Source organism: Marinobacter sp. EVN1, from assembly GCF_000475375.1.
GTDB lineage: Bacteria > Pseudomonadota > Gammaproteobacteria > Pseudomonadales > Oleiphilaceae > Marinobacter > Marinobacter nauticus.
In genome coordinates, this window is sequence record NZ_AXCB01000008.1 from 49,908 (window position 1) to 73,235 (window position 23,328).

The 23,328-nt window shown below is 60.2% G+C and carries 20 protein-coding genes and 2 pseudogenes; 12 read left to right on the forward strand and 10 right to left on the reverse strand.

Going from position 1 to position 23,328, the window contains the following annotated elements; all coding sequences use genetic code 11:
* Nucleotides 1-7: 7 nt before the first annotated feature.
* Nucleotides 8-466, forward strand: coding sequence for a DUF2489 domain-containing protein (locus Q674_RS24215; RefSeq protein ID WP_023008013.1), 459 nt, complete (start codon nucleotides 8-10; stop codon nucleotides 464-466).
* A 277-nt stretch (nucleotides 467-743) separates the two neighbouring features.
* Here the strand turns inward: Q674_RS24215 and Q674_RS24220 are convergent, their stop codons facing one another.
* The 3 genes from Q674_RS24220 to Q674_RS24230 form a co-directional block, all read right to left on the reverse strand.
* Entirely contained in the window at nucleotides 744-2,114 is a 1,371-nt protein-coding gene (locus tag Q674_RS24220) for an aminoacyl-tRNA deacylase and HDOD domain-containing protein (RefSeq protein ID WP_014420408.1), read from the reverse strand.
* 116 nt (nucleotides 2,115-2,230) lie between these two features.
* Entirely contained in the window at nucleotides 2,231-4,306 is a 2,076-nt protein-coding gene (recG, locus tag Q674_RS24225) for an ATP-dependent DNA helicase RecG (protein ID WP_023008014.1), read from the reverse strand.
* Between the two features lie 7 nt (nucleotides 4,307-4,313).
* Nucleotides 4,314-5,273: a hydrogen peroxide-inducible genes activator gene (locus Q674_RS24230; RefSeq protein ID WP_011784172.1), complete on the reverse strand. Its 960-nt coding sequence runs from the start codon at nucleotides 5,271-5,273 to the stop codon at nucleotides 4,314-4,316.
* A 76-nt stretch (nucleotides 5,274-5,349) separates the two neighbouring features.
* Between Q674_RS24230 and Q674_RS24235 the strand changes: the two genes are divergently transcribed.
* Nucleotides 5,350-6,216, forward strand: coding sequence for an NAD-dependent epimerase/dehydratase family protein (locus tag Q674_RS24235; protein ID WP_023008015.1), 867 nt, complete (start codon nucleotides 5,350-5,352; stop codon nucleotides 6,214-6,216).
* A 3-nt stretch (nucleotides 6,217-6,219) separates the two neighbouring features.
* Here Q674_RS24235 and Q674_RS24240 read toward each other — a convergent pair whose 3' ends face one another.
* From Q674_RS24240 to gmk, 4 genes are all read right to left on the reverse strand, one after another.
* Nucleotides 6,220-6,606 (reverse strand): RidA family protein, encoded by a 387-nt coding sequence (locus tag Q674_RS24240; protein WP_011784170.1) that lies wholly within the window; start codon nucleotides 6,604-6,606, stop codon nucleotides 6,220-6,222.
* A 74-nt stretch (nucleotides 6,607-6,680) separates the two neighbouring features.
* Nucleotides 6,681-8,825 (reverse strand): RelA/SpoT family protein, encoded by a 2,145-nt coding sequence (locus tag Q674_RS24245; RefSeq protein ID WP_031209712.1) that lies wholly within the window; start codon nucleotides 8,823-8,825, stop codon nucleotides 6,681-6,683.
* Between the two features lie 175 nt (nucleotides 8,826-9,000).
* The gene (gene rpoZ / locus Q674_RS24250; RefSeq protein ID WP_011784168.1) at nucleotides 9,001-9,213 is read right to left on the reverse strand and encodes a DNA-directed RNA polymerase subunit omega; all 213 of its coding nucleotides are present in this window, start codon (nucleotides 9,211-9,213) and stop codon (nucleotides 9,001-9,003) included.
* A gap of 88 nt (nucleotides 9,214-9,301) precedes the next feature.
* On the reverse strand, nucleotides 9,302-9,934 hold the full coding sequence (gene gmk, locus Q674_RS24255) for a guanylate kinase (RefSeq protein ID WP_011784167.1): 633 nt from the start codon (nucleotides 9,932-9,934) through the stop codon (nucleotides 9,302-9,304).
* Between the two features lie 146 nt (nucleotides 9,935-10,080).
* Between gmk and Q674_RS24260 the strand changes: the two genes are divergently transcribed.
* The 4 genes from Q674_RS24260 (at nucleotide 10,081) to Q674_RS24275 (ending at nucleotide 16,336) form a co-directional block, all read left to right on the forward strand.
* Nucleotides 10,081-10,959 (forward strand): universal stress protein, encoded by an 879-nt coding sequence (locus Q674_RS24260; RefSeq protein ID WP_014420403.1) that lies wholly within the window; start codon nucleotides 10,081-10,083, stop codon nucleotides 10,957-10,959.
* 413 nt (nucleotides 10,960-11,372) lie between these two features.
* Nucleotides 11,373-12,431, forward strand: a complete 1,059-nt coding sequence (locus Q674_RS24265; RefSeq protein ID WP_023011591.1) for an HlyD family secretion protein — start codon at nucleotides 11,373-11,375, stop codon at nucleotides 12,429-12,431.
* The gene (gene rbbA / locus Q674_RS24270) at nucleotides 12,428-15,211 is read left to right on the forward strand and encodes a ribosome-associated ATPase/putative transporter RbbA (RefSeq protein WP_023008018.1); all 2,784 of its coding nucleotides are present in this window, start codon (nucleotides 12,428-12,430) and stop codon (nucleotides 15,209-15,211) included. Before Q674_RS24265 ends, rbbA begins: the two co-directional genes overlap by 4 nt.
* Nucleotides 15,212-15,214: 3 nt before the next feature.
* Nucleotides 15,215-16,336, forward strand: coding sequence for an ABC transporter permease (locus Q674_RS24275; protein WP_011784164.1), 1,122 nt, complete (start codon nucleotides 15,215-15,217; stop codon nucleotides 16,334-16,336).
* Between the two features lie 46 nt (nucleotides 16,337-16,382).
* Here the strand turns inward: Q674_RS24275 and Q674_RS24280 are convergent, their stop codons facing one another.
* Together Q674_RS24280 and Q674_RS24285 are read right to left on the reverse strand one after the other, a co-directional pair.
* Nucleotides 16,383-17,456: a phospholipase A gene (locus Q674_RS24280; protein ID WP_036149235.1), complete on the reverse strand. Its 1,074-nt coding sequence runs from the start codon at nucleotides 17,454-17,456 to the stop codon at nucleotides 16,383-16,385.
* A 230-nt stretch (nucleotides 17,457-17,686) separates the two neighbouring features.
* Nucleotides 17,687-18,099, reverse strand: a pseudogene (locus Q674_RS24285) (transposase); the annotation flags it as partial.
* 97 nt (nucleotides 18,100-18,196) lie between these two features.
* Here Q674_RS24285 and Q674_RS24290 point away from each other — a divergent pair.
* From Q674_RS24290 to Q674_RS24300, 3 genes and pseudogenes are all read left to right on the forward strand, one after another.
* Nucleotides 18,197-18,524 (forward strand): annotated as a pseudogene (locus tag Q674_RS24290) (helix-turn-helix domain-containing protein); the annotation flags it as partial.
* A gap of 79 nt (nucleotides 18,525-18,603) precedes the next feature.
* Nucleotides 18,604-18,897 (forward strand): type II toxin-antitoxin system RelB/DinJ family antitoxin, encoded by a 294-nt coding sequence (locus Q674_RS24295; protein WP_011784162.1) that lies wholly within the window; start codon nucleotides 18,604-18,606, stop codon nucleotides 18,895-18,897.
* Nucleotides 18,890-19,174: a type II toxin-antitoxin system RelE/ParE family toxin gene (locus tag Q674_RS24300; RefSeq protein ID WP_011784161.1), complete on the forward strand. Its 285-nt coding sequence runs from the start codon at nucleotides 18,890-18,892 to the stop codon at nucleotides 19,172-19,174. The genes Q674_RS24295 and Q674_RS24300 overlap by 8 nt, the downstream gene beginning before the upstream one ends.
* Before the next feature lie 77 nt (nucleotides 19,175-19,251).
* Here the strand turns inward: Q674_RS24300 and Q674_RS24305 are convergent, their stop codons facing one another.
* Nucleotides 19,252-19,686: a universal stress protein gene (locus Q674_RS24305; protein WP_011784160.1), complete on the reverse strand. Its 435-nt coding sequence runs from the start codon at nucleotides 19,684-19,686 to the stop codon at nucleotides 19,252-19,254.
* 147 nt (nucleotides 19,687-19,833) lie between these two features.
* Between Q674_RS24305 and slyA the strand changes: the two genes are divergently transcribed.
* The 3 genes from slyA to Q674_RS24320 are packed head-to-tail and all read left to right on the forward strand — an operon-like array spanning nucleotide 19,834 to nucleotide 23,132.
* On the forward strand, nucleotides 19,834-20,304 hold the full coding sequence (slyA, locus tag Q674_RS24310) for a transcriptional regulator SlyA (protein ID WP_011784159.1): 471 nt from the start codon (nucleotides 19,834-19,836) through the stop codon (nucleotides 20,302-20,304).
* 13 nt (nucleotides 20,305-20,317) lie between these two features.
* Complete coding sequence (locus Q674_RS24315) at nucleotides 20,318-21,508, forward strand: HlyD family secretion protein (RefSeq protein ID WP_198324799.1); 1,191 nt, start codon at nucleotides 20,318-20,320, stop codon at nucleotides 21,506-21,508.
* The gene (locus Q674_RS24320) at nucleotides 21,501-23,132 is read left to right on the forward strand and encodes a DHA2 family efflux MFS transporter permease subunit (RefSeq protein WP_011784157.1); all 1,632 of its coding nucleotides are present in this window, start codon (nucleotides 21,501-21,503) and stop codon (nucleotides 23,130-23,132) included. Before Q674_RS24315 ends, Q674_RS24320 begins: the two co-directional genes overlap by 8 nt.
* Nucleotides 23,133-23,328: the final 196 nt, after the last annotated feature.

A 23,328-nucleotide genomic window follows, 5' to 3' on the forward strand; every position in this document is an offset into this window, starting at 1 on the left:
TGTAACCATGCCCAGAGGGCTGCAATTGGTCTTTATTGCCATCGGGCTGGTTATTATCGGTGTGTTACTGGTGTATATCTGGCGCCAATCCAGGCTGTTGTCCGAACAGCGGCTGCGCCAGAAGAAAACCGAGGAGTTTCAGGCCCGGCGTCGGGACGAAATGATTGAAAGTATCCGGATTATCGCCATGGCGGTAGAGGAAGACCAGGTGGAGTATTCCGAGGCCTGTCTGAGATTCAAGGGTCTGCTGGATTACCTGGCCCCGGAACTGCTGGAAAAACCACCCTTTCAGGTGTTCCAGACGGTGCACGACAAGATTCAGCATATGCCCACCCATCGGGCGAGGAAGAATACCGACTCCGCGACCATCCGGGAAATGGACAAAGAACGGTTTGCGTTGGAAAGGGAGTATTCCGATGAAATCCGTCGGGCCGCTACCGCAATCCGGCATCATCGTTTTGACTGACGCCAGGGTTTTGTAACTTTTTGTTACTGACCGGACGCCCGCCTCAAAAATATGTCAAAGCAAATCAATAGCTTTAAGCCTCAAGGAAAGCTGACACCATGCTCATTTATGTAATCTGCATTCGGTCACCTTTCCTTTTCCCGGAGCTTGTCTAAATTTAAAAACAGGAGGCCGCTCCCACCACACTGGAACAGCCTCCCCGTTGTTTTCTCCTGACAAGTTTGGACGACTCTGCAACAAGCGGGTGAACTTGCCGGCCTCAAAGGCCGGCCCTTTTTTATCCGCCCTGGCTCATCATCCCGGCCATGGCCATAATGCTGTCTTTTCGGCGCACCAGCTCATCAAACTGTTCCTGAACCAGCTCTCTGTCCAGACCCAGCTCATCATAAACGGCCTGAGTTGCCGGCTCACCTGCGCCCAAGGCAACACCACGCTCGGTCAGCAACTGCCGCCCCAGCCACAAAAGACGGGCATATACATTGTGAGGCCCGTCATAGGCAGGATTCTTCTGGTAGCGAATAGCCAGTGTCACCTCGTCCGGCATACCCCAGTTTTCCATCAACTGCGCCGCAATCTGCTCCCGGGTGATCCCCAGCAGGTAATGCTCAATGACACTGGAATCAATGTGCGGGTTCACCTCCAGCGACCGGCAGACCAGCTTGAAATGCGGCGGGAACACCTGAGCCAGTACCAGATGCCCGAAGTTATGGAGCAAACCCGCCAGGTAGGCGAGGCCAAACAGAGGTCGCTGCCCTCGAGGCATCATGCTCGCGAGAATACCCGCAGACTGAGCCTGCCAGATGGCCTGCTGCCAGTAATCCACATAACCGTCCGGATGATCCTTCGGGTGCTTCAGGGCACGCCCCAGCGCCAGGCCCATGGCCAGGTTCATCACAAGATCAAAACCCAGTACCCGGGACACCGCATCGTGGACGGAACGCACCTGCCCTGCAGCGGCGTAGAACGATGATGATGCCCAACTCACGACCTGGGCTGCCAGGCTTGGGTCGCTCTCCACCACATCAACCAGATCCCCCATTACCGCATTGGGGTTTACCCGCAGATGAATGATGCGCTGAGCGGTCTCGGGCAAGGGTGGCAGCTCCAGTGTATCCTCCAGTCGCTGCTGAATACGCAAGCCGGTGAACTTTTTGATGGCGGAATGCAGCTGGTCACGGTCGGCGGCGTGATTGTCAAGATTGACGGATATTTTCGCGGTATCCACCGCAAAATCGTGTCGGGCGGCCTTTGCCGTCAACTGGCGGAAATCTTCCCCCGGCATCATCAGGCCCAGGTCCTGTTCCCCCAACTCCAGCGCGACCGCCTCGAGTTCATCCACACGCCGGTCAACTACGGTCGGCCAACCGGTGAGTGATGGCAGCGCCGGCAACTCCTGAAGCCCGGCTTTCTGGCGGACCCGAACCTGCTCGCGCCGCTGCATCATTCTCAGATCCCGCCCCAGACGCTTGTTCAGGGCTTCCAGATCGAGCATATCGTTGCGACGGCAGATGGCCTGCAGATTACCTTGATCGTCGCTGAGCAGTACCATTCGGAGCAAATGGCCGGTATCAATCTGGCTTACGCTCCGGAACGATACACCGGGGGCGTTATCACCAAGTGCCTGCTGTACCACAACAGGAAGTTCCATAGCATTCTCCGGACAAAGGTTATCAATCAGTTTTCATGCATTTTGCAGTCATTAACGCGACATTAACAGGCCAATATCGGCCACGAGCACAGGCGGTATGAAATTCATGATCAACACTATACGTCGCCATAACGAATTTTCTCACCCAGCCACCGTCTGATAAGTGCTGAGACTACCCGAGGCTCCCTCATCAGGCTCGGAGCCATGTCACGAATGGGTTCAATCCAACCCTTGTCGCGTTCAAAATCGGCCAGGCGAAACTGCATCAAGCCAGTCTGGCGAGTACCCAGCACTTCTCCAGGCCCCCGAATCTCAAGATCCTTTTCGGCGATAAAGAAACCATCCTGACTGTCCCGCAGCGCCTGTAACCTGGCCTTGCCATTATTGGACAGGGGCGGGTGATACATCAGCACGCAGAAACTGGCTTGCTCACCGCGGCCAACCCGGCCCCGCAGCTGATGTAACTGCGCCAGCCCGAGCCGCTCCGGGTTCTCGATAATAATCAGAGAGGCATTGGGCACATCCACGCCGACCTCGATCACCGTGGTAGCTACCAGCAAGTCCAGTTCACCGTCTTTGAAACGCTCCATTACCGCGGCTTTTTCCTGGGCTTTCAGGCGGCCATGAACAAGGCCAATGGACAGGTCCGGCAACCTCTCAACCAACTCCTGGGCGGTCACTTCCGCCGCCTGGCACTGAAGCGCCTCGGATTCCTCAATCAGAGTGCATACCCAGTAGGCCTGCCGCCCTTCCCTGCAGGCCTTGCGTACCCGCTCAATGATGTCGTCCCGGCGACTCTCCGGCAGCACAATCGTTTCAATGGGCTTACGCCCTGGTGGCAGCTCATCAATCACGGAGGTATCTAGGTCGGCGTAAGCGCTCATGGCCAGGGTTCGCGGTATGGGCGTCGCCGTCATGATCAACTGGTGCGGCGCCAGCGTTCCGCCAACCCCTTTCTCTCTCAGGGCCAGCCGCTGGTGCACGCCAAACCGGTGCTGTTCGTCGACAATTACCAGCGCCAGGCGCTGGAATACCACGTCATCCTGAAACAGGGCATGGGTACCAATGGCAATCTGAGCACGGCCCTCGGCGACCGCATTCAATGCTGACTGCCGGGCCTTGCCTTTCACCTTCCCCGACAACCAGACCAGCTCCACACCCAATGGCTCCAGCCAATTACGGAAGTTCTGATAGTGTTGCTCCGCCAGAATTTCGGTAGGTGCCATCAAGGCTACCTGGGCGCCGGCTTCGATGGCTTGCAGGGCCGACAGAGCGGCGACCACGGTTTTTCCCGAGCCGACATCACCCTGAACCAGGCGAAGCATCGGCACCGGCTGGCTCAGATCCTGCCGGATATCGGCCATCACATGGCGCTGGGCACCGGTCAGACTAAACGGCAGTTGCTCCAGAAATCGCTCTGCCCGGTCTCCCGCTGGTAGCAGCGGCAAGGCCTCCCGGGCCTGTATCTGCTCCCGGACCTGCAACAGGCTAAGCTGATGCGCCAGCAACTCCTCCATCACCAGCCGCTGCTGAGCCGGGTGCTTTCCCTCTACCAGCAGATGCACCGGGGCGCCGGCCGGAGGCAAATGCACCAGGCGAACAGCCTCGGTTATGCCGGGCAACTGGTAGTCCGCCAGCAGTGCCGGGGGCAGCCAGTCCTTGATGGGGTAGCGATCCAGATAGCTCAGGGCCTGCTGACACAGCCCCCTGACCCGGGGCTGTTGAATGCCCTCGGTCAGCGGATACACCGGCGTGAGCGTCGCCTGTTCGGCCGACGGCATGGGAGGTGGATTGGTCTGGTACTCCGGATGGTAGAATTCGTAACCGGCCCGGCCCGGTCGCACTTCGCCGAAACAGCGTACTCGCGTGCCTTCAGCAAGCTGGTTTTTCTGGGCGGCATTGAAGTGAAAAAACCGCATCACCAGAAACCCGGTGTCATCCCGCAACGTCACCTGCAGGCTGCGCCGGCGGCCCATCACCAGGTCGGCCTTCATGACCTCACCTTCCACCACAGCAATATCGCCGATACGCAGGCTGCCCATGGGCACTACGCGAGTGCGGTCTTCATAACGGTAGGGAAGATGGAACAGGAGATCCTGAATGGAGTGGATGCCCAGCCTGGCAAGTATTTCCGCCAGGGCGCTTCCTACGCCCTTGAGCTGGGTTACCGGGATGTCCTCCAGTGACGTCATACGGCCCTCAGGCGCTTTCAGCAACCGCCGGTGTGTCGGTTTTGGCTTTTTCTATCACCCGGCACTGGCTAGCCGCCAGTGACAGTACATCGATGGCTTTGGGCCGCGGGAAGGTTACACGCCAGGCTAGCGCCACGGTTCGGAAAGGCACCGGCGCCGCAAAAGGCCGCACCGCAAGGATATCTTCCTGGTATTTGATGGCAGTGGCGGCCGACAGCGGCAGTACCGTGATTCCCAGACCGGAGGCCACCATGTGCCGGATGGTTTCCAGCGAACTGCCCTCGGTCACCAGCTCCGGTCTGCCGTTATCCGCCCGTTTGGTGATGGCATCCACCAGGGGCGGACATGACTCCAGCACCTGATCCCGGAAACAGTGGCCGGGCCCGAGCAGCAACAATTGCTCTTTCGCCATCTCTTCGGCCGTCACCTGCTCTTTCTCTGTCAGCGGATGATCTGCTGGCAGCAGCACCACAAACGGCTCATCGTAAAGCGGCAGGGTTACTACTTCCGGCTCTTCAAACGGCAGGGCAATGATGATGGCATCCAACTCTGAGTGCCGCAGCTTCTGGCGCAGGCTGGCGGTGTAGTTCTCTTCTATGTACAGGGGCATGTCTGGCGCCGCTCTGCGCAGCTCCGGTAATAAATGCGGGAACAGGTAGGGTCCGATGGTGTAAATCGCGCCGACCTTCAATGGCGAATTGAGCTGATTCTTGCCGTCCTGCGCCATATCCTTGATCACGCCCACCTGGTCCAGAACCCGCTGGGCCTGCTCAATGATACGCTGGCCAACTTCGGTCACCCGAATACTGCTTTTGCTGCGCTCGAACAATGGGATACCGAGCTCATCCTCCAGCTTTTTAACCGCAACGCTAAGGGTCGGCTGGCTGACATGACAGCGCTCTGCGGCACGGCCAAAATGCCTTTCCCGGGCAAGCGTAACAACGTATCGTAACTCGGTGAGGGTCATGGTGAGCTCCGGTTGACGTACTCAGGTCGAAGTTTCACTTACTTTATCAGCCAAAGGATAAGGATTGAAATTGTCTATGGCAATGACTGATGACAAGCAAAAGGCACAAATTCTGGTGGCGGGCTGCGGCAAGCTCGGAGGTGACATTGCCACGGTTCTGCTGGGCGCCGGAGATGTATACGGGCTGCGCCGCAACCCGGATCGGGTTCCCCAGGGAGTGACCGGGATCGGGGCAGATCTGACCCACCCGGAATCCATGGCTGGCAAGCTTCCGGAACACCTGGACATCGTCGTCTATTGCCTGACGCCATCCAGCTATGACGAAGAGGGTTATCATCAAGCCTATGTCACTGGCCTCAAGAACCTGCTCAACGTCATCGGTGAGCAATCCCTCAAACGGCTGATCTTCATCAGCAGCACCAGCGTCTTTGCGCAGAATGATGACAGCTGGGTCGATGAGAACAGCCCTGCCGATCCGGACCGGTTCACTGGTCAACAAATCCTCCAGGGCGAACGTACCGCCCTGAACAGCGGGCATCCAGCCACCGTTGTTCGCTTCAGTGGCATTTATGGCCCCAGCCGTCAGCGTTTTCTTGAGGAAGTCCTGGAAGGCCGCATGAATCCCCAACCACCCGCGCCTTTCAGCAATCGCATACACGAAGTGGATGCCGCCAACGCTGTGGCATGGCTTGCGCAAAAAGCCCTGAACGGTGAGGACCTGGAGCCACTTTACGTCGCCAGTGATTGCGAGCCGGTTCGGCTGGATGAGGTGGTTGATTGGGTGCGGACTCAGGTGCCGTGCAAAGCCCCGGTGGAAGGCGCCCGTAAAGGCGGGCGGGCCGGTAGCAAGCGCTGCAGTAATCGAAAACTGCTTCAGAGTGGCTTTGAATTCCGGTACCCCGACTATCGGGCGGGGTACCGGGAGATGATCAGCAAGCTCTGACGCTTAGCTGAGCACCATAACGGCTTCCATTTCCACCGGAACGCCTTTCGGCAGCGCGGCTACACCGACGGCGGCGCGTGCCGGATACGGCTCCTGGAAATAGGTGGCCATGATCTCGTTGACAGTGGCGAAGTTGGCCAGGTCCGTCATGTAGATATTCAGTTTGACGATGTCCTTCAGCTCGCCACCGGCCGCTTCACACACGGCTTTCAGGTTCTCGAACACCTGACGGGTCTTGGCGGCAAAGTCGCCCGCCACCACTTCCATGGTTTCCGGGTCCAGCGGAATCTGGCCAGACAGATACACGGTGTCCCCGGCTTTAACAGCCTGAGAGTAGGTACCAATCGCCTGAGGGGCGTTTTCGGTCTGGATAACAGATTTGTTGGTCATGACCTGCAATTTCCTCTTTTCCAAAACGCCAATCGTCACCTTTGGGCGTAGCCACTGTCAACCACGCAAAGGTCTCAGTGCCGAACCCGGCCGATATGGGTCACTGCACGAATGTTCCGGACCCTGCGCATCACCCGCGCCAGATGCTTGCGGCCATTCACATGCACCACGAGGCTGACGATGCCGAAGCGCGCGTTCTGGTCTTCCACACTGATGCGCTCGATGTTTCCGTCTGCCATGGCAACGGCGTTCGCTACTTCGGCAATCACCCCGCGCTGGCGCTCCAGTTCAACCCGAAGCTCCACCGAGAATTCATCGGTAATGTCCTTGGCCCACTTCAGGTGGGTCAGCCGGGCACGGCCTTCATCGTCCTCCGGCAGGCGGGAACAGGTATCTGAATGAATCACCATGCCGTTGCCGGAGTCCATCACACCAACCACCGGGTCCCCGGGAATGGGTTTGCAACAATTGGCAAAGCGTACCAAGAGCCCTTCGGTGCCGCGTATGGTGACGGCGCCCTGCTTGCTGTCCGGGGCGTTTTCCAGGTTGGCCGGCGCGTCCATCACGTCATTGCCGGACACCAACTGACGGGCCACCAGATAGGCCATACGGTTACCCAGACCAATATCGCTGATCAGATCATCAAAGCTGTTGACCTGGTTGTGATTAACCACCGCCTGTTTCTGGGCATCGCTGATATCCGACAGTTTGGCACCAAAACCCTTGAGCGAACGTTTGAGCAGGGTGCGACCCAGCTCCATGGACTCGGTCCGCTTACGGGTTTTCAGCACATGCCGGATACTGCTTCGGGCTTTGCCGGTCACCACGAAGCTGAGCCAGGCAGGATTCGGGCGGGCGCCAGGCGCGGTGATGATTTCCACCGTCTGCCCGCTTTGCAGCGGTTGACTCAGAGATGCCAGATTGCGATTGATCCGACACGCCACAGAGGCATTGCCGATATCGGTATGGATTGCATAGGCGAAGTCCACCGGGGTGGCCCCGCTTGGCAGCTCCATGATCCGGCCCTTGGGCGTAAACACATAGATCTCGTCCGGGAACAGGTCAACCTTGACGTGTTCAATGAACTCCATGGAATCATCCGCGCGTTCGCGCATTTCCATGAGCCCCTTCACCCACCGCTCTACCCGGGATTGATTGATGGTGGTCACGCCGGAGGCTTCGTTTTTGTACATCCAGTGGGCAGCAATACCATTGTTGGCAATGTGCTCCATTTCCTCGGTCCGGATCTGGATCTCGATGTTCACGTGCATGCCGAACAGGGTGGTATGGATGGACTGATAGCCATTCGACTTGGGCATGGCAATGTAATCTTTGAAACGCCCGGGCAGGGGTTTGTAAAGACTGTGTACGGCGCCAAGTATGCGATAACAGTTGTCCTCGGTATCCGTAATAATCCTGAACGCATACACATCCATGATTTCATGGAAGGATTTCTGCTTGAACTTCATCTTGTTATAAATGGAGTTCAGGTGTTTCTCCCGCCCCAGAATGCGGCCCGGAAGCCCACGCTCCTCCAGCTTTTCCTGCAGCTTTCCCCGGATGTCTTCAATGATCTCCCGGTGACTGCCACGAAGCTTCTCCACCGCCTTGGAAATGTACTTGGCGCGCATGGGATAGAGTGAGGAAAAGCCCAGATCTTCAAGCTCGGTACAGATGGAATGCATGCCCAGGCGATTGGCAATGGGCGCATAGATATCAAGGGTTTCAGTGGCGATACGCAGGCGCTTCTCGTACGGCATTGGGCCAAGGGTGCGCATGTTGTGCAGACGATCCGCCAGCTTCACCAGAATCACCCGGATATCCTTGGCCATGGCCAGGGTCATCTTCTGGAAGTTTTCCGCCTGGGCCTCCGCCCGGGAGCGGAACTCAATCTGGGTCAGCTTGGAGACACCATCTACCAGCTCGGCCACATCCTCTCCAAACTGTTCCGCCAGCGCATCTTTTGGAATGCCGGTATCTTCAATGACATCGTGAAGCATGGCTGCCATCAGGCTCTGATGGTCGAGCCGGAGGTCGGCAAGAATTCCGGCCACAGCCAGGGGGTGGGTAATATAACGGTCGCCGCTTTTACGCATCTGGCCTTCGTGGGCCTGCTCGGCGTAATAGTAAGCCCGTCGCACCTGATTGATGCGATTGGTATCGAGGTAGGAACTGAGCTCTCTGGCCAGTTCTTCTACCGTTGCCTCTGCTGCGACCACCGCGCCTCCATCGTTGTCAGTGTACCGGGGACAAAAAAGCCCGAATGCGTGCATCCGGGCTTCCGTTGTCCTTCCTGGCAGGATCTATAGTTACACTATAAAACTGCGGAGGCAGATTTCAATGCTTCTCAGTTACCGGCACGTATTTTTACGCATCGCCGGCGACCGGACGAACTCAGTCGTCGTCTTCTTCCAGCAGAAGATCGCGGGTCACCTTGCCTTCTGCAATCTCACGCAGGGCAATAACGGTCGGCTTATCATTCTCTTCCGCAACCATCGGCTCGGCACCCTTGGTGGCGATCTGGCGGGCGCGTTTGGTGGCCAGCATGACCAGCTGGAATCGGTTATCTACGTTTTCCAGACAATCTTCAACGGTAACTCGTGCCATTATCTTCCCCGAACAAAAAGAATCACTGATTTAGCAGACCGCGTAGTTTACTGGCCCCGGCTCAATTTGTATACAGTGAAAACCACCATCACCCGTGAGCGGACAAGTCCCGCAGCAACTCACCGTGGCGAACCTGCTGGGTGGCCATTTTCAGCCGCTGACTGCGGACAATGGCCAGCAGATCAGCTAAAGCCACCGCAAAGTCATCGTTGACCACCAGGTAATCAAACTCGACCGCGTGCCGGCACTCTTCCTCCGCCTCCGACAGCCGCCGTTCAATGACTTCCGGTGCGTCAGTACCACGGCCAACAAGCCGCTGGCGCAGGATTTCAGCCGAGGGCGGCACAATGAAAATGCTCACACATTCCGGAACCAGCCGGCGCACCTGTTCCGCCCCCTGCCAGTCAATCTCCAGGATCACATCCTGCCCGGTAGCGAGGGTTTCCCGCACCCACACCTGGGAGGTGCCATAGTAGTTGCCGAAAACATCCGCATGCTCCAGGAAATCACCCCGGGCAATCATGGCCTCGAACTCATCCCGGCTGATGAAGTGATAGTTCACGCCATCCTGCTCTCCATCGCGCATCGGGCGAGTGGTGTGGGATACCGACACCCCCAACCGGGAATCCTGACGGAGCATTTCCGACACGAGGCTGGTCTTGCCCGCGCCGGAAGGAGCGGAAATCACAAACAGAGTACCCTGCCCACCGGCCTGCTTCATGGCTTGAAGACTCCTGAACAACAGTTTGCGGCCAACACGCATGGCCAGAAAGCGGCAAATTATACGGGGTTTGACTTATCTCCGCATCCCGGCCCGGGTTCAGCTGTTAGTATGGCAGCAAACACCCACAGTAAACGGATACCGCCATGGAAAAACTCCTGATCATCATGGATCACCACCATAAAGACCAAACCGCCCTCGCCCGTGGCGTGGCACTGGCCCGGGCAACGGGCGCAGCGGTGGAGGTCGTGGCGTTTGTGCATGAATATCTGGATGCACTGCCGGGCGATCCGGAGGTACAACAACGGGCCCGACAGGCGCTCATGGAACATCGCCAGAAATGGCTGGAACAGATGCTGGCGCTGGCCGATTGCAATGATCTGAAGATCCATGCCCGAACGGTCTGGGAAAAGCACATTCACCTGTGGGTAATTGCCCAGTGCCAGAAAGAGAACGTTGGTGTCGTGGTAAAGACGGGCCATCGCTCAGAAACCTTCCTGTATACCCCGACCGACTGGCACCTGATTCGCGAGTGCCCGTCACCGGTGATGCTGGTGGCGGAGAACAAATGGAACAAGGCTCGGCCAATCCTGGCGGCGGTGGACCTGAGCTCCGACAAGCCCGTGAAGAAAGCCCTGAACAATCGCATCATTGATCGCGCCTGGCATCTGGCGAAGGCTCTGGAAACAGAGCTGCACCTGGTGCACGCACTTCATACCTCGGTGGTTCTGGCCGACCTGGACATCATCGACCCTCTGGCCCACGCCAGAAAACGGGAAGCGGCCCTGAAACCGCAGATTGAACACCTGTGCAACACCTGGCACCTGATGCCGGAACAGGTCCACATCGAATCTGGCCCTGCTCAAAAGATCATTCCCAGTGTTGCCAACCGGATCAAGGCCGACATGGTCGTCATCGGCACCACCGGTAAAACCGGCCTGGCCGCCCGTGTCATCGGCAACACGGCCGAAAAGGTGCTGACGCATTTGCGGACCGACCTGCTCGCCATCAAGCCGGCGGAGTAAACCGCACGAACGCCGGGGAGGCACCAATCGCCCCGGCTTATACCTCACTCCAGATTCTGCACCTGCTCGACGAATAAAAATTAAAAAGCATTTATAAACAGTTGCTTGGTGTATTTTTCACAGCCATCGCCGCTCAATACTACCCATTTTACTACCCATGGATAGAAACTCTATCTCTGAGCAGTCCGCGTAGTTACTACCCATGATTATAAACTGGGATAATAGGGAAACTGGGAATCTCGCCCGGATATTTGTTTGTCGACAAAAATGATGTGGATCAGCCTAATTGCTGTGGTTCGTGCGTAAGATACAGCTTAAGATGTGGGTCTACAAAGATCGCGCTCAGCCTGAATTCAATGGTCAAGAATGAGTGAGCCAACTGGCGTGGAGCAATCCAAGACGTGAAAAAATTCATGAAAGCAGGTATTCGAGGCGTCGCCGCTGCGATTGTCATTGGGCTGGGCGTTTGGGCTTGGTGGCATTTTCAACCGCAGGACTTGCCCGACGGATTCGCCGCCGGAAACGGCCGGATCGAGGCGGTCGAGATCGATATCGCAGCCAGGACCGCAGGCCGGATCCGGGAGATCCTGGTCAACGAGGGCGACTTCGTCCGCGCCGGCCAGGTCTTGGCGAAAATGGACACGGCCGTTCTGGAGGCGCAGCTCCGGGAGGCCGAGGCGCAGTTGCAACGGGCGCTCATCGGCATCGAGACCGCGCAAAGCCTGGTGACCCAGCGTGAGGCCGAGAAGCAGGCCGCCGAAGCGCTCATAGCCCAGAGGAAGGCCGAGCTCGACGCCGCGCAAAAACGGCTTGCCCGCACCCGGGAGCTCGCCTCAAAAAATGCCGCCTCCGAGGCGCAGCTCGATGACGACCGTGCCGCGGCTGCGGCGGCGAAGGCTGCGGTCGGCGCCGCGGAGGCGCAGGCGGCGGCCGCGCAAGCCGCCATAGGGCGGGCCAGGTCGGATGTCATTGCTTCGGAGGCCTCGGTGGAAGCGGCGCGGGCCACCCTCCAGCGTATTCAGGCGGATATCGACGACAGCGTGCTGAAATCGCCGCGTGACGGGCGTGTCCAGTACCGTGTCGCTCAGCCCGGTGAGGTTCTCTCCCCGGGCGGCGTGGTGCTGAACATGGTCGATCTCACCGATGTGTACATGACCTTCTTCCTGCCGACAGAACAGGCCGGGCGGATCGCGCTCGGGGCCGAGGCGCGGCTCGTGCTCGACGCCGCCCCGCAATACGTGGTCCCGACCGAAATCTCCTTCGTGGCGGACGTCGCGCAGTTCACACCCAAGACGGTGGAGACGCAAGAAGAGCGCCAGAAGCTGATGTTCCGCATCAAGGCGCGGATCGCCCCGGACCTGCTCAGAGAGCACCTCCTCCAGGTCAAGACCGGCCTGCCGGGCATGGCCTATGTGCGGCTCGACCCGCGGGTGGATTGGCCGCCTGAACTGCAGACGAGACTGCCGCAATGAGCCGGGAGGCAGATACACTGATCGAGGATGACGGGGGGGCTGACGTGCCGGTTGCCCGCCTGCGCGATGTATCCCTGCGCTACGGCAAGGCGCGTGCGCTCGACGAGGTCACGATCGACATCCCGGCAAACTGCATGGCCGGGTTGATCGGCCCGGACGGGGTCGGCAAGTCCAGTCTGTTGGCGCTGATCTCAGGCGCCCGCGCGGTCCAGACAGGACGAGTCGAGGTGCTCTGCGGCGATATGGCCGATGCGCGCCATCGCCGCAGAGTCGGCCCGCGTATCGCCTACATGCCACAGGGCCTGGGACGGAACCTCTATCCGACACTCACGGTGTTCGAGAACCTCGACTTCTTCGGGCGCCTATTTGGGCATGACGGCGGCGAACGGGCGCGCCGCATCGAGGTGCTGACCGGGGCCACCGGGCTCAAGCCGTTTCTCGATCGGGCGGCGGGCAAACTATCCGGTGGGATGAAGCAGAAGCTCGGCCTCTGCTGCGCGCTGATCCACGATCCGGACCTGCTCATCCTCGACGAGCCGACCACCGGTGTCGATCCGCTCTCGCGCAGACAGTTCTGGGATCTGATCGCCGGCATCCGTCGTTCCCGGCCCGGCATGAGCGTGCTGGTTGCCACCGCCTATATGGATGAGGCGGCACGCTTCGACTGGCTGGCAGCGATGGACGGTGGGGCGGTGCTGGCCAGCGACACGCCCGAAGGCCTGCTGCACAGCACGGGAGCGGATTCGCTGGAGGCGGCCTTCATCCGGCTGCTGCCGGAAGACAAGCGCCGCAATTATCGGCCGGTCGAGATTCCGCCGCGGTCGGCAGACGATGGCGACCCCGCGATCGAGGCCCGGGATCTGACCATGCGCTTTGGCGAATTCATCGCGGTCGATCATGTGAACCTGCGTGTCCCCCGGGGTGAGATCTTCGGTTTTCTCGGCTCCAACGGCTGCGGCAAGACCACGACCATGAAGATGCTGACCGGCCTCCTTCCGCCGAGCGAAGGCCGGGCCTGGCTGTTCGGACACGAGGTGGACCCGCACGACCTCGCGACCCGCCGCCGAGTCGGCTTCATGTCGCAGTTCTTCTCGCTCTACACCGAGCTGACGGTGCGGCAGAACCTGGAGCTGCATGCCCGGCTGTTCCAGGTGCCCGCTGCCGAGATTTCAGGGCGGGTGGACGAAATGGTTGAACGCTTCGATTTGACCGCCGTGGTGGACAGTCTGCCGGGCCAGCTGCCCCTCGGCCACCGGCAACGCCTGTCGCTGGCGGTCGCCATGATCCACAAGCCCGAGATGCTGATCCTCGACGAGCCCACCTCGGGCGTCGACCCGGTGGCGCGCGACGCCTTCTGGCGCCAGCTGGTCGAGCTGTCGCGCCGCGACGGCGTGACCATCTTCATCTCCACCCACTTCATGAACGAGGCCGAGCGCTGCGACCGCATCTCGCTGATGCATGCGGGCCGGGTGCTGGTCACCGACACGCCGGCGAATATCGTACAGCAGCGGGGCGCAGAGACCCTGGAAGAGGCATTCGTCGCGCATCTGGAGGAGGCGTCGGGGGAGGGCGAAGGCGGAGAGGAGCAAACAGCGTCGCTCGATACGGTTAACGCGTCGGCAGGCCATGGCGAACCCCAGGGCTGGCGGCGCATGTTCGATCCCCGGCGCATGATCAGCCACGCCCGGCGTGAAGGGTTGGAGCTGCGCCGCGATCCCATCCGGCTGACGCTGGCGCTGCTCGGCAGCGTCATCCTCATGTTCGTGATGGGCTATGGGATCAGCCTCGATGTTGAGGATCTCACCTTTGCGGTGCTGGATCGCGACCAGACCACCGTCAGCCGCGACTATACGCTCAACCTCAGCGGCTCCCGGTACTTCGTCGAGCGGCCGCCGATCACCGATTATGCCGATCTTGACCGGCGAATGCGCGAAGGCGACATCAGTCTGGCGATCGAGATCCCGCCGGGCTTCGCGCGCGACATTGCCCGGGGCCGGCGGGTCGAGACCGGCGCCTGGATCGACGGCGCCATGCCGACACGGGGCGAGACCGTCCGCGGCTATGTGCAGGGGATTCATGCCCACTGGCTGGCGACCAAGGCGCGCGAGGCCGGCTACGGCGAGGCTTTGGCGGGGCTCGTCAATATCGAGACCCGGTTCCGCTATAACCCGGACGTCAAGAGCCTGGTGGCAATGGTACCGGCGGTGATCCCGCTGCTGCTCATGCTGATCCCGGCCATGCTCGCGGCGCTCAGCGTGGTGCGCGAGAAGGAGCTCGGCTCGATCACCAACTTCTACGTCACGCCCACTACGCGGCTCGAGTTCCTGCTCGGCAAGCAGTTCCCTTACGTGGTCCTGTCCTTCCTGAGCTTCCTGCTGCTCACGCTGCTCGCGGTGACCGTCTTCGGCGTGCCGCTGAAGGGCAGCTTCCTGACGTTGGCGGTGGGTGCGCTGCTCTATATTGGTGCCGCCACGGCCGTGGGGCTGCTGATCTCCACCTTCATGCGCAGCCAGATCGCGGCGATCTTCGGCACGGCAGTGCTCACCATCCTGCCGGCGGCGAACTTCTCCGGCATGATCGACCCGGTCTCGTCCCTGGAAGGGATGGGCCGGCTGATCGGCGAGGTCTATCCGACCACGCATTTCCTGACGATCGCGCGCGGCACCTTCTCGAAGGCCCTCAACTTCTCCGACCTGCATGGCGCCTTTCTCCCACTGGCGCTGGCCGTGCCGGTCCTGATCGGGCTGTCCGCCGCGCTGCTCAAGAAGCAGGAGCGATAGTCTATGCGCCTTGCCAATATTTGCCATCTCGGTGTCAAGGAGCTGCGCAGCCTTGTCCGCGACCCGATCATGCTGGTGCTGATCGTCTACGCCTTCACCGTTTCCGTCTACACGGCGGCCACGGCCATGCCGGAGACCCTCAACAAGGCGCCGATCGCGGTGGTGAATGAGGATCGCTCGCCGCTGTCCTGGCGCATCGTCAGCGCCTTTTACCCGCCGTACTTTGTTCTCCCCGAGGTGATCGAGCAGGCCGAGATGGACGCCCGCATGGATGCCGGCCTCGACACCTTCGCTCTTGACATCCCGCCCAACTTCCAGCGTGACCTGCTGGCAGGGCAGCGGCCCACGGTCCAGCTCAACGTCGATGCCACGCGCATGAGCCAGGCATTTACCGGCAGCGGCTATATCCAGACCATCGTCACCGACGAGGTGCGCGCCTTCGCGCAGCGTTATCGCGAGGTTCCGGAGTTGCCGGTCGATCTGGCGCTGCGGATGCGCTTCAATCCCCAGCTCAACAAGTCGTGGTTCGGCGCCATCATGCAGGTCATCAATAACGTGACCATGCTCTCCATCGTCCTCACCGGCGCGGCGCTCATCCGTGAGCGCGAGCACGGCACCGTCGAGCATCTGCTGGTCATGCCGGTCACGCCTTTCGAGATCATGAGCAGCAAGGTATGGGCGATGGCGCTGGTCGTCCTTGCCGCCACCGCCTTCGCACTGACTGCGGTGGTGCAGGGTTGGCTGTCCGTGCCCATCGAAGGCTCGCTCGCGTTGTTCCTGGTCGGGACTGCGCTGCATTTGTTCGCGACCACCTCGATGGGCATCTTCCTGGGCACCGTCGCCCGGTCCATGCCGCAGTTTGCCTTGCTGCTGATGCTGGTGCTGCTGCCGCTGCAGATGCTCTCCGGGGGCTCGACGCCGCGCGAGAGCATGCCGGAGGCCGTCCAGTACATCATGCTCGCCGCGCCCAACACCCACTTTGTAATGCTGGCCCAGGCCATTCTGTATCGTAGCGCGGGCCTCGCCACCGTGTGGCCGCAATTCCTGGCCATCGCCGTTATCGGGAGTACCCTTTTTGCCTTGGCCCTGACCCGCTTCCGGCGAACACTCAGCACCATGGCCTGACGGACCTGATGCATGGCAGCGTGGAGTTGCGCCGGGCACACTCCGACTAGAACCAGTTATTCAGCAGAATCCCCACGCCAAACCGCTCGATACGCTCGTTATAATCAATCAGACTCTCCCCATACCCGTTGTAGTACTGGAAAAAGCCCTTCATCGTATCCCCCATCGGGAAACTGTACCCGAACTCCACCGACGTCCGATTGGTAGAACGCATATTGTTCAAAAGCTTCAGCGAGAACGTGCGGTCCTCTGTCAGCTTGTAAACCGCGTGGTAACTACCATGTCCGAGATACTTCTCGATATCCGAGTTGTCGTCATCGCTGCCACTCTCCGGCAGCCGGAACCAGGGGTTAACCATAAACAGCCAGCGGTCATAGCTGTAAGCCGCGGTGCCCATGATCCGGTTCCAGCTGCGCGACCGGGGTTCTGATTGACCGTTAGACTGGTGATTGAAGCTCAGAGACACCGCACTCAGAGTGCCAGGCCCAAGATCCCAGTCCAGCCGGTGCCGGAAGAAAATCTCGGGCTCGTAGTTGGTTTCACGGAAGGGAGCGGAGTCTTTGGTGTTGTACACCTGCCAGTAGGACTGCTGGGTATAGCCAAACCAGAAGGTGGTTCGATCATCAAAAATGCCAGTCAGCAGTGGAATCTTGAAACTGATCTGGTATTTCGCCTCTTCCTCTTCCAGAGCGAAGTCATAGCCGGCGGGGCCCAGTCTCGGGCTGGTGGGCCTTGGGTTAGGGTCGTCCACATAGGTGAATGGCAGGATGTAGTTGGGGCGGTGGGTCACAAAACTGCCGGTGAATGAAAAAATTGCCTTCTCCGCGGTCAGGTAATTATCCACCAGGGCTGTCATCAGACCGGTGTCTGAGTCGTCCTCAAGAGCATCGCTGACGATCTGCTCCCGCCGGGCATCATCAGCCACCGGAATAGCGGCTTCCTCATCCGCCTGCTGTAACGTGTCTTCGTCCGCCGCTTTTCTGGCGGCAATGGGGTCATTCTGGGCGTCATAGCAGGCAAGTCGCTGGATGCCGTCCCGGATCAACGCACAGTTAACGGTTTCTTTCTGTTCATCCGGTGCAGCCTGAGCTGCCACCGTGGGGCTGGCCATCGCGAACATCAGCGTAAGCGCCCAGGCTGCTGAAAAACCGTAAGGATATCTTTTCATCGCGTCTTCTCAATTGGCAGCGGTCAGGCTGATCCAGGTGTTGGCAATGCTGCAAATCCGGACCCCAGCAGGCTCAATGCCAGCAGAAGAAAAATCAGCTTGTGCCGGATGTTAGCTTAACCGCTGGCTGACACAACCCAGCACAGGTACATAACGTCTGTTTCTTCGCCGTGAAGCAGGCTGCGAGCCTGGTGCATTTCCGGATCGCGTTTTCTGGCCCGGTTTTTCGTGGACGGCGATGCGGCAAGCAGCGTCGCGTCCACCACGGTGCCCTCGCGTAGCATCAGCCCCTGCCCAGCCAGATGAGCGTTGATCGCCTCAAACAGCTTGCCGGTGAGCCCTTCGCGCTCCAGCAATCGGCGACACTTGAGCAAGGTGGTCGCATCCGGTGCTGACTCCCGGCCAAGGTCAATGCCAACGAAACGCCGGATCGCCTGATTGTCGTAAATCGCATCCTCGATGCCTTGGTCCGAGAAGCCAAAGCACTGTTGGGGCCACTAACATACAGCCGCAACATTCGTCCCAGGCCCATGGGTGGGCGCCCCCGGCCCACCGCCTTTGGGGTAAAACGCTTCCAGTTACGCTTCCAGCGCATCCCACGGAGGCCTGCACGGTCCCCAGTTTGAGCGAACCGGCAATGTGAATAATGTCATCCCAGTGCTATTCGATCTTGTATTGACGCAACTCCGGGCCAGCTCATCAAAGAGTTCGACAACATGGGTGTGGCTATCCGGTTCCTCGACGATGGGATCAGCACCGAGGGGATCATGGGCAAGATGGTAGTCACCATCCTGTCGGCCGTGGCCCAAGCCCGAGCGTCAGCGCATACTGGAACGCACCAACGAGGGCCGCCTGGAGGCCAAGGCCAAAGGGGTCAAGTTTGGCCGTAAACCCAGGGTGGACAAGGATAGAGTCCGTGCCCTGCACAGCCAGGGAGTGGGGGCTACGGAGATCGCCAGGAGGTTAAAGATAGGCCGGTCAACAATCTATAAAATACTGGCATCTGACCAAACGCAGTGATTTTGCTAATATCTACAGCTTGACTGTATCGCATTTGAGATACAAAGTAGAGTTACGCATGACAAACGGAGAATTCATCATGGCTCACACTTCAATGCTGCACGTTCGTGTGGACGACGAGCTGAAGGCTGATGCAGCGGAAAAGCTCGCCAGCTTCGGCTTGACGGTATCAGATGCCGTCCGCATCCTTCTAACCCGCGTAACCAAAGAGGGCGGATTGCCCGTTGGGTTAACGGCTGATCCGGAAGCCCATGACGCCTGGTTCCGCGATAAAGTGAAAGAGGCCCTGGCTGATGCCCGACCTACCGTTCCTCATCAACAGGTAATGGATGAGGCACAAGCGTTGATCGACAGAAAGCGTCGCCGTGCCTGAACTGGAATGGCTGGAACTGGCTCGTACCGATCTGCTAGGGATTGTCGATTACATCTCTGATGACAATCCCGATGCAGCACAGCGCGTAAAAGATGATATCGAGATGAAAGCTGAAAAGCTGCCGGAGTTCCCCACAATAGGCCGCCCTGGTCGGGTTGAAGGGACCCGGGAACTCGTCGCCTGGTCGAACTATATCCTCGTGTACCAGGAGGATGCCTTGACGGTACGAATACTGCGCGTGTTACATGCTGCGCAGCAGTGGCCGCCAACCGATTAACACCTGAATCAAGGGCTTTCTCCTCAGCCTAGCCGGCGAAGACCTTGATGAAGACCCTGCGACATATTCCTTGACAACTACCGGTCCGCAACGGCCACCAGCAGGCTGCATGGCGCGTGGGCGAGCAGCGAAGCGCCGACGGAGCCGTGCCACCACCGGGCCATCGCGCTCTGTTCACGGTGACCGACCACGACCAGATCCGCGCCGACCTCGTGCGCCATTCGGCCGATCTCCTCGGCGGGGTTGCCCGCAGCGAGGCGCGTGTCGACGGAAAGCCCCGCCCGCCGCAGCGCTTCCGCGCCCTCCGTCAGCACGCGGCGCACTTCCTGATATTCTCGCTCCGGCAGGTCTGAGGGTGCCGCCGCTTCAGCGAGCGCGACACCCAGTTCATGGGTGACGACGGCGAGGAGATAGACACGAGCCTGGCAAAGCGAAGCCAGCTCGGCCCCCTGGTCCAGCGCCTCACGGCCTTGCCGGCTGCCGTCATAGGCTAGGAGGATCGTCCTGTACATCGTGGTGCTCCTTTCTGTGATCGGGATGGAACGCCTTTCCCGGTCCTCTGCTCTAGACAGTGCTGCCTTCGGGGCTACATCCCTCGCCATTTGATACTTAGCTATCTATTGATTATAGTACAGCTACATAATGATGCAGGCAATGAGATGACGAAGCCACTTCACGATCAGGAACAATTCGGCCTTCGCCTCGGGCTGGTCGCCCGGCTGTGGCGCGCCGAAATCGACCGGCGGCTGGCCACCTTTGGCCTCACCGAGTCCCGCTGGTTGACCCTGTTACATCTCTCTCGCCTGCCCCAGGCGGCAACCCAGCGTGAATTGGCCGAGGCGGTCGGGGTGCGGGGGCCGACCCTGGTACGCGCGCTGGACCGGCTGGAAGCGGAGGGGCTGATCGAACGCCGCACGGAAGCCGCCGACCGGCGCACCAAATCGGTTCACCTGCGTGCGGAGGCTGCCCCTGTTCTGGAACGGATCGAAGCTACCACAGCGGCGGTGCGGGCGGAAATCTTATCCGACCTGTCCCATGCCGAGGTGGCGACCTGTCTGAAGGTCTTCGAGAAGATCGCCGACAAGCTGGGCGGCACCCCAAGGGCGATGCAGCCTGTGGACAAAAACTGATGAGAGCTAGAGCGTGAACCAGCATATGACCCACCGGGAACACCAGGACGACGATCAGGAAACCGATCTACGCACCGCCCCCGACAAGAAGAGGGAGGCTGAGTCAGAGACGGCTTTACCTCCTGCCCGCCCTCGGCCATGGCGATGGTATGGCGCGATCCTGGCGACGCTGATCGTTCTCGGAGGTGGCGGCTGGTGGCTGTATCAGCAGCTCACCCATGTCGTTGTGACGGATGCCCGTGTCGCCGCCGACATTGTTGCCATGAGCAGCCGGGTTCCCGGTTGGGTGACGGTACTTGAAGTGACCGATGGCGATGCCGCGCAGAGAGGCAGGGTTTTGATCCGGATCGACGACCGGGAAAGCCGTCTCCGTGTCGAGGCGCTTGACGCGCAACTCGCCGGGATTGCCCGCCGCCGCGAGGAGATCGAAGCGCGCATCGCACTCACCGACCGTCAGACACAGAGCCGCATTACCGCCAAACAGGCAGCGGTGAGGGCGGCAGAGGCCAGGTTGGCAGCAGCGGCAGCGCAACTCGATCTTGCCAGACAGGAGAATGACCGGGCGGAGAAGCTGGCGCCGAGCGGTGCCATCAACCGTGCGCGCCTGGACCAGACGCGGGCGGCGCTGGAGACGGCAAAGCAGCAGACATTGAGCGCCCAGGCGGACCTGGAAAATGCCCGCGCCGCCCTGGCCGAGGCTGAAGCCGCGCGCGGGGAACTCACGGTGCTGCGCACCCAGCTCGCCGAACTCGGCCCGGAGGAGCAGCGGCTACGTGCACAAAAAGCCCAGGCCGAACTCGACCTGGAAGATCGCACCATCGTCATGCCATTCGACGGCGTGGTGGACCGGGTATTTGTGGACAAGGGCGAATATGTCACCCCCGGCCAACGCCTGCTGATGGTGCATGATCCCGAGCGGGTGCGTGTCGAAGCGAACGTCAAGGAGACCGACATCCGCTTCTTCCGGCCGGGAAAGAGCGTGATGATCACTGTCGATGCCCTGCCGGGGCGGCGCTTTGAGGGCAGGGTCACGCGCGTCGGGCAGTCCGCCACCAGCGAGTTCGCCCTGCTGCCCAACCCCAACCCGAGCGGCAATTTCACCAAGATCACCCAGCGCCTGCCAGTGCGCATCGCGGTGCAGCAGGACGGCGGCGAACTCAAGCCGGGTATGATGGTGGAGCTGGAGGCGAGAGCCGATGACTAGCGCGCCCCGGCCGGACAGTATCGAGGGGCTATTCGCCCGTTTCGGCCCGTCCTATCGCTGGCTGGTCACAGCGACGGTCATGATGGGCACGATCGCCACTATCCTGACCGCCACCATCGTCAATGTAGCCCTGCCGGATATCATGGGCGCTTTCGGCATGGGCCAGGACAAGGCGCAACTTCTCTCCACCGGCTTCCTCGCCGCGATGACCGGGACCATGCTGCTCAATGCCTGGATGGTCGATACCCTCGGCCAGCGCGCGACCTTTATGTTGGCGATAACCATCTTTATCGCCGCCTCCATCATGGGTGGGCTCGCCCCCGCCGAGGGCGTGCTGATCCTGGCCCGTGTTTTACAAGGCGGCGCGGCCGGCATCCTCCAGCCGCTCGCCATGCAGACGATCTTCCAGGTCTTTCCGCCGGAGAAACGCGGGTCGGCCATGGGAATTTACGGCATCGGCGTGGTGCTGGCCCCGGCGCTTGGCCCGACGCTTGGCGGCATCATGGTCGACAGCTTCAGCTGGCGCTATGTCTTCTTCATGGCCGTGCCCTTCTGCTTCATCGGCCTGTTTATGGCCGCGATCTTGATGCCGGGGCGCGCAACCTCCGGTCCGCCGCGCAAATTCGACTGGATCGGCTTTGGACTGATGACGGTGTTTCTCGTGACCCTGCTCAACGGGTTGTCGAACGGGCAGCGTGACGGCTGGATCTCCGACCCCATCCTGCGCGACTTCGCCATCGCCCTGGTCGCGGGCATCGGCTTCATCGTCTGGGAGCTGCGCACGTCCGCACCCATGCTCAATCTCAAGCTCTTCACGAACCGGGTCTATGCGGGCGCCTCCGTCGTGGCCTTCATTTTCGGAGCAGGCATCTTCGGTTCGACCTTCCTGATCCCGCTGTTCGTCCAGACGATCCAGGGCTACACGCCGACCCGCTCGGGCCTGCTGCTAATGCCGGCGGGGCTGATTCTGGCCCTGGTCTTCCCCATCGCGGGGCGGCTGACTGACAGGACACCCGCCTATGCCACGGTCATGTTTGGGCTTGTGATTTTCGCGTTGTCATCGTTTCTTATGAGCAACGTGGATACCAATACCTCGTTCTGGCTGTTCGCCTGGTGGATCATGCTGGGGCGTATCGGCCTTGGTTTCATCATGCCGAGCCTGAACGCCGGCGCCCTCAAGGCGCTCCCCATGACGCTACTCAGTCAGGGCTCCGGCGCCATCAACTTCGTGCGCCAACTCGGCGGGGCGTTTGGTGTCAACCTGCTCTCCATCGCTCTGGAGCGGCGATCTCAGCTCTACGTAGACAGCTTCACGGCGGCACAGCATGCAGGCAACAGTGCAACGACCGCTATGCTGCACGAAGTAACCGGCTTGTTTGCACAGGCTGGCGTGCCGGAGGCGATACGCCAGGCCGGGGCGATGAACTATCTTGGCCGCGTGATCTACAGCCAGGGCAACATGCTGGGGTACCGGGACAGCTTCTTTATCGTCGGCGCGATCTTCCTGGCCGCCCTTGTTCCGGCGCTGATGATGCGCCGGAGGTCCACGCCTCCGGCGCTGCCGGCCAGCGAGGCCATGCGTCACCCGCCATCGTCGCAGAACGCGATTCAGCAGAGTCGGTGACGCACGTGTCAAGGGGCCACCTCACGAAACGGAAAATAGCGTACGTTAAGCCTCTCGCGGCGTGCGGAGCGGGCCACACCGGGCAATGACAGCCGGGAAGCGCTAGAGGGGTATGACCAGTGGCAGGAGGAAAGGGCCACTTGAAATATATAGATGCCTAATGTTTATACTATAAAGTTGTTTCACCCGATTCTGA